The organism is Streptomyces sp. NPDC059853, from assembly GCF_042731495.1.
GTDB lineage: Bacteria > Actinomycetota > Actinomycetes > Streptomycetales > Streptomycetaceae > Streptomyces.
The window spans coordinates 1-3,805 of record NZ_JBHWJL010000402.1 but is presented as its reverse complement, the minus strand read 5'-3'; the positions used below and the strand labels follow the sequence as shown (position 1 = coordinate 3,805).

The following is a 3,805-nucleotide window of genomic DNA, read 5'->3' as shown; positions in this document are numbered from 1 at the left end:
CCACCGGCTTGTTGTCGACGAAATGACCGATGGTCCTCATGCGGCTCCTTGTTCTCCTCACAGATAGCGGCGGCGGGCGGCCGCCTCGCGCTCGTACCCGGCGCGCGCCGCCACCGCCGCCGGGCGGGTCGCCGCCTGCGCCACCGGCACGTCCCACCACGCCGGGGCGGCCGGGGCGCCCGGCTCCGGATCGGTCTCCACGTACACCGCCACCGGCCCGTCCGCCGCCCGCGCCGCCGCCAGCGCCTCGCGCAGGGTGTCGCCGGACGTGGCGCGCAGCACCCGCATCCCCAGCGACGCGGCGTTCGCCGCCAGATCCACCGGCAGCGGCGCCCCGGTGAAGGTGCCGTCCGGCGCGCGGAAGCGGTAGTCCGTGCCGAACCGCTCCGCGCCGGTGGCCTGCGACAGACCGCCGATGGACGCGTAGCCGTGGTTCTGGATCAGCACCAGCTTGATGGGAAGGCCCTCCTGCACCGCCGTCACGATCTCGGTGGGCATCATCAGATACGTGCCGTCGCCCACCAGCGCCCACACCGCGCGCTCCGGGGCGGCCAGCGCCACTCCGATGGCGGCCGGGATCTCGTAGCCCATGCAGGAGTAGCCGTACTCCAGGTGGTACTGGCGCGGGGAGCGGGCCCGCCACAGCTTGTGCAGATCGCCGGGGAGCGACCCGGCCGCGTTGATGACCACGTCGTCGTCGCCCACGGCGGCGGCCAGCGCCCCGATCACCTGCGGCTGGGTGGGCGGACCGCCGTCGGTACGGGGCGCGGTGGCGGCGTCCGCCACCTCGGCCCAGCGCCGTTTCGCCGCCGCGTACTCCGCCGGGTACGCGTCCGGGACCCGGTGCCCGGCCAGCGCCCCGGTCAGGGCGCGCAGTCCGGTGCGGGCGTCGGCCACCAGCGGCAGCGCGGCCAGCTTGTGGGCGTCGTGCGGGGCGATGTTGAGGTGGACGAACCGCACCGCGGGGTCGGCGAACAGGGTGTGCGAGGCGGTGGTGAAGTCCGTGAACCGGGTGCCCACCCCGATCACCAGGTCGGCGCCGCGGGCCAGTCCGGCCGCCACCGGTGTCCCGGTGTGGCCGACGCCGCCGACCTCGCCGGGGTGGTCGTGGCGCAGCGCGCCCTTGCCGGCCTGGGTGGTCGCCACCGGGATGCCGGTCGCCTCCACCAGCGCGCGCAGCGCGTCGTGCGCCCCGCTGTGGTGCACCCCGCCCCCGGCGATCAGCAGCGGCCGGCGGGCCGCCCGTACCATCGCGGCGGCCTCGGCCAGCGCGTCCGGGTCGGGCGCCGGGCGCGGCACCCGCCACACCCGCTCCCGGAAGAACGCGCGCGGCCAGTCGTACGCCTCCGCCTGGACGTCCTGGGGCAGCGCGAGGGTGACGGCGCCGGTCTCCACCGGGTCGGCCAGCACCCGCATCGCGCCCAGCGCCGCCGGGATCAGCGCCTCCGGGCGGTGCACCCGGTCGAACCAGCGGGAGACGGGCCGCAGCGTGTCGTTGACGGAGATGTCGCCGGCGCCCGGGTGTTCGAGCTGCTGGAGCACCGGGTCGGCGGGCCGCGCGGCGAAGGTGTCGCCGGGCAGCAGCAGCACCGGCAGCCGGTTGATGGTGGCCAGCGCGGCGCCGGTGACGAGATTGGTGGCGCCCGGGCCGATGGAGGTGGTGACCGCCTGCGTGCTCAGCCGGTCGCGCTGCCGGGCGAAGCCGACGGCGGCGTGCACCATGGCCTGTTCGTTGCGGCCCTGGTGGAACGGCAGCGGGGCGTCCGGTCCCTGCCCGGACTCGACGAGCGCCTGCCCGAGCCCGGCCACGTTGCCGTGCCCGAGGACGCCCCAGCAGGAGTCGATCAGCCGGTGCCGGACGCCGTCCCGCTCGGTGTACTGGGCGGCCAGGAAGCGGACCAGCGCCTGGGCGACGGTCAGCCGCAGCGTGGGGCTCATCGCGGCGCCACCTCCGCGGACCGCGGGGCGCGGTAGAACGGCAGCCGGGGGTCGGTGGCCTCGTCCTGCCAGCGGTCCCGGATCCAGGCGTGGTCGGGGTGGTCGGTGATGCGCCAGGCCCGTTCGGTGCCGGGCCCGGCCATCACGTTGAGGTAGTACATGTCGTGGCCGGGGGCGGCGATGGACGGTCCGTGCCAGCCGTCCGGGATGAGCACCACGTCGCCGGTGCGCACCTCGGCGAGCAGATCGGTGCCGGTGCCGAAGCCGGAGGGGGTGACGCGCTGGTAGCCGAAGCCGTCCCCGGCGATCTCGAAGTAGTAGATCTCCTCCAGTTCGCTCTCCTGCTCGGCGCGGAACTCGTCGTGCTTGTGCGGCGGATAGGAGGACCAGTTGCCGCCCGGGGTGAGGACTTCGACCGCGATCAGCCGGCCGGCCGCGAAGACGTCGGCGGCGGCGAAGTTGTTGACCTGCCGGGAACAGGCGCCCGCGCCGCGCAGTTCGACGCCGACCGCGGAGGCCGGCCGGTACCGGGCGGGCAGCCGCTCGGCGCAGCGGGCACCGGCCAGGGCGAGCCGGACGCCCGCGCCGACCGGGGCGCGCACCGTCACCTCGGCGTCGCGCGGCGCGTAGACGAAGTCGCTGACGGCGGCGAAGACGGACTCCCGGCCGTGCAGGGCGAACTCCTCGCCGTCCACCGTCACCGCCGCGCCGCCGGCCAGCGGCAGCAGGATCCACTCGCTGTCGCCGGTGGCGAAGGAGTGGGTGCCGCGCGGCGGCAGTTGCAGGATCCGCAGCGCGCAGAACTCCCAGCCGGCGTCGTGCGGCGCGATATCCACCGGGTAGACGTCCGAGGCCACTGTCCCGGCCGCCCGGTGGGCCGAACCTGTCGTCACGTCGATGCCTTTCGTTCGGGGGAGTTCAGGAGAGTTCGGGGGGTTCACAGGAGGGAGACGGCCGTGTCGACGGCCTTCGCCACGTCGCCGTCCGCCGGGTAGAGCAGGGAGCGGCCGACCACCAGGCCGCGTACGGTCGGCAGGCGCAGCGCGGTGCGCCACCTCTCGTACGCGCCCTCCTGATCGCCGTTCACCTCGCCGCCCAGCAGGACGGCGGGCAGCGTGGAGGTCTCCATGACGCGGGCCATCGCGCCGGGGTCGGCGGTCACCGGGACCTTGAGCCAGGTGTAGGCCGAGGTGCCGCCGAGCCCGGAGGCGATGGCGATGGAGGTGGTGACCGCCTCGGCACCGAGGTCGTTCACGAGCGTGCCGTCGCCGGTGCGCCGGGTGAGGAAGGGTTCGACGAAGACGGGCAGCCGGTGTTCGGCCATGGCGTCGACGGCGCGGGCGGCGGAGTGCAGGGTGCGGAGCGAGCCGGGGTCGTCGTAGTCGATGCGCAGCAGCAGTTTCCCGGCGTCGAACCGCATCCGGGCCAGGTCCTGGGCGCGGTGGCCGGTGAAGCGGTCGTCGAGTTCGAAGGCGGCGCCCGCCAGGCCGCCGCGGTTCATGGAGCCGATGGCGATCTTGCGTTCGAGCGCGCCGAGCAGCAGCAGGTCCTCCAGGATGTCGGCGGTGGCGAGCACGCCGTCCACGCCGGGGCGGGAGAGGGCGAGCATCAGCCGTTCCAGGAGGCCGGCCCGGTGGGCCATGGCGAGCCGGTCGCCGCCCACGGCGAGGGCGCCGCGCGCCGGGTGGTCGGCCGCGATGATCATCAGCCGTCCAGTGTCGCCGGTCAGCGGGCGCCGTTCGCGCCGCGCCGCCGCCTCGGCGATCGCCTCGGGGTGCCGCACGCGCACCGTGACGAGATCGGGGATGCGGATGCTCGGGCTCACGGTCGGCTCGCTTTCGGGGGGAGGGGATCGGGGTCGGGTCTG

At 75.3% G+C, this 3,805-nt stretch carries 3 protein-coding genes; all 3 read right to left on the bottom strand.

Features of this window, described 5'->3' with window-relative positions:
* Positions 1–57 precede the first annotated feature (57 nt).
* The 3 genes from iolD to ACFV5N_RS25700 are packed head-to-tail and all read right to left on the bottom strand — an operon-like array spanning position 58 to position 3,763.
* Positions 58–1,938 carry a 3D-(3,5/4)-trihydroxycyclohexane-1,2-dione acylhydrolase (decyclizing) gene (gene iolD / locus ACFV5N_RS25710; protein WP_385604305.1) on the bottom strand — a complete coding sequence of 627 codons (1,881 nt, stop codon included), beginning with the start codon at positions 1,936–1,938 and terminating at the stop codon, positions 58–60.
* A complete protein-coding gene (gene iolB / locus ACFV5N_RS25705; RefSeq protein ID WP_385604302.1) occupies positions 1,935–2,831 on the bottom strand; it encodes a 5-deoxy-glucuronate isomerase in 897 nt (298 codons plus the stop codon). Before iolB ends, iolD begins: the two co-directional genes overlap by 4 nt.
* 44 nt (positions 2,832–2,875) lie before the next feature.
* Positions 2,876–3,763: a deoxyribose-phosphate aldolase gene (locus ACFV5N_RS25700; RefSeq protein ID WP_385604299.1), complete on the bottom strand. Its 888-nt coding sequence runs from the start codon at positions 3,761–3,763 to the stop codon at positions 2,876–2,878.
* Between the last annotated feature and the right edge of the window lie 42 nt (positions 3,764–3,805).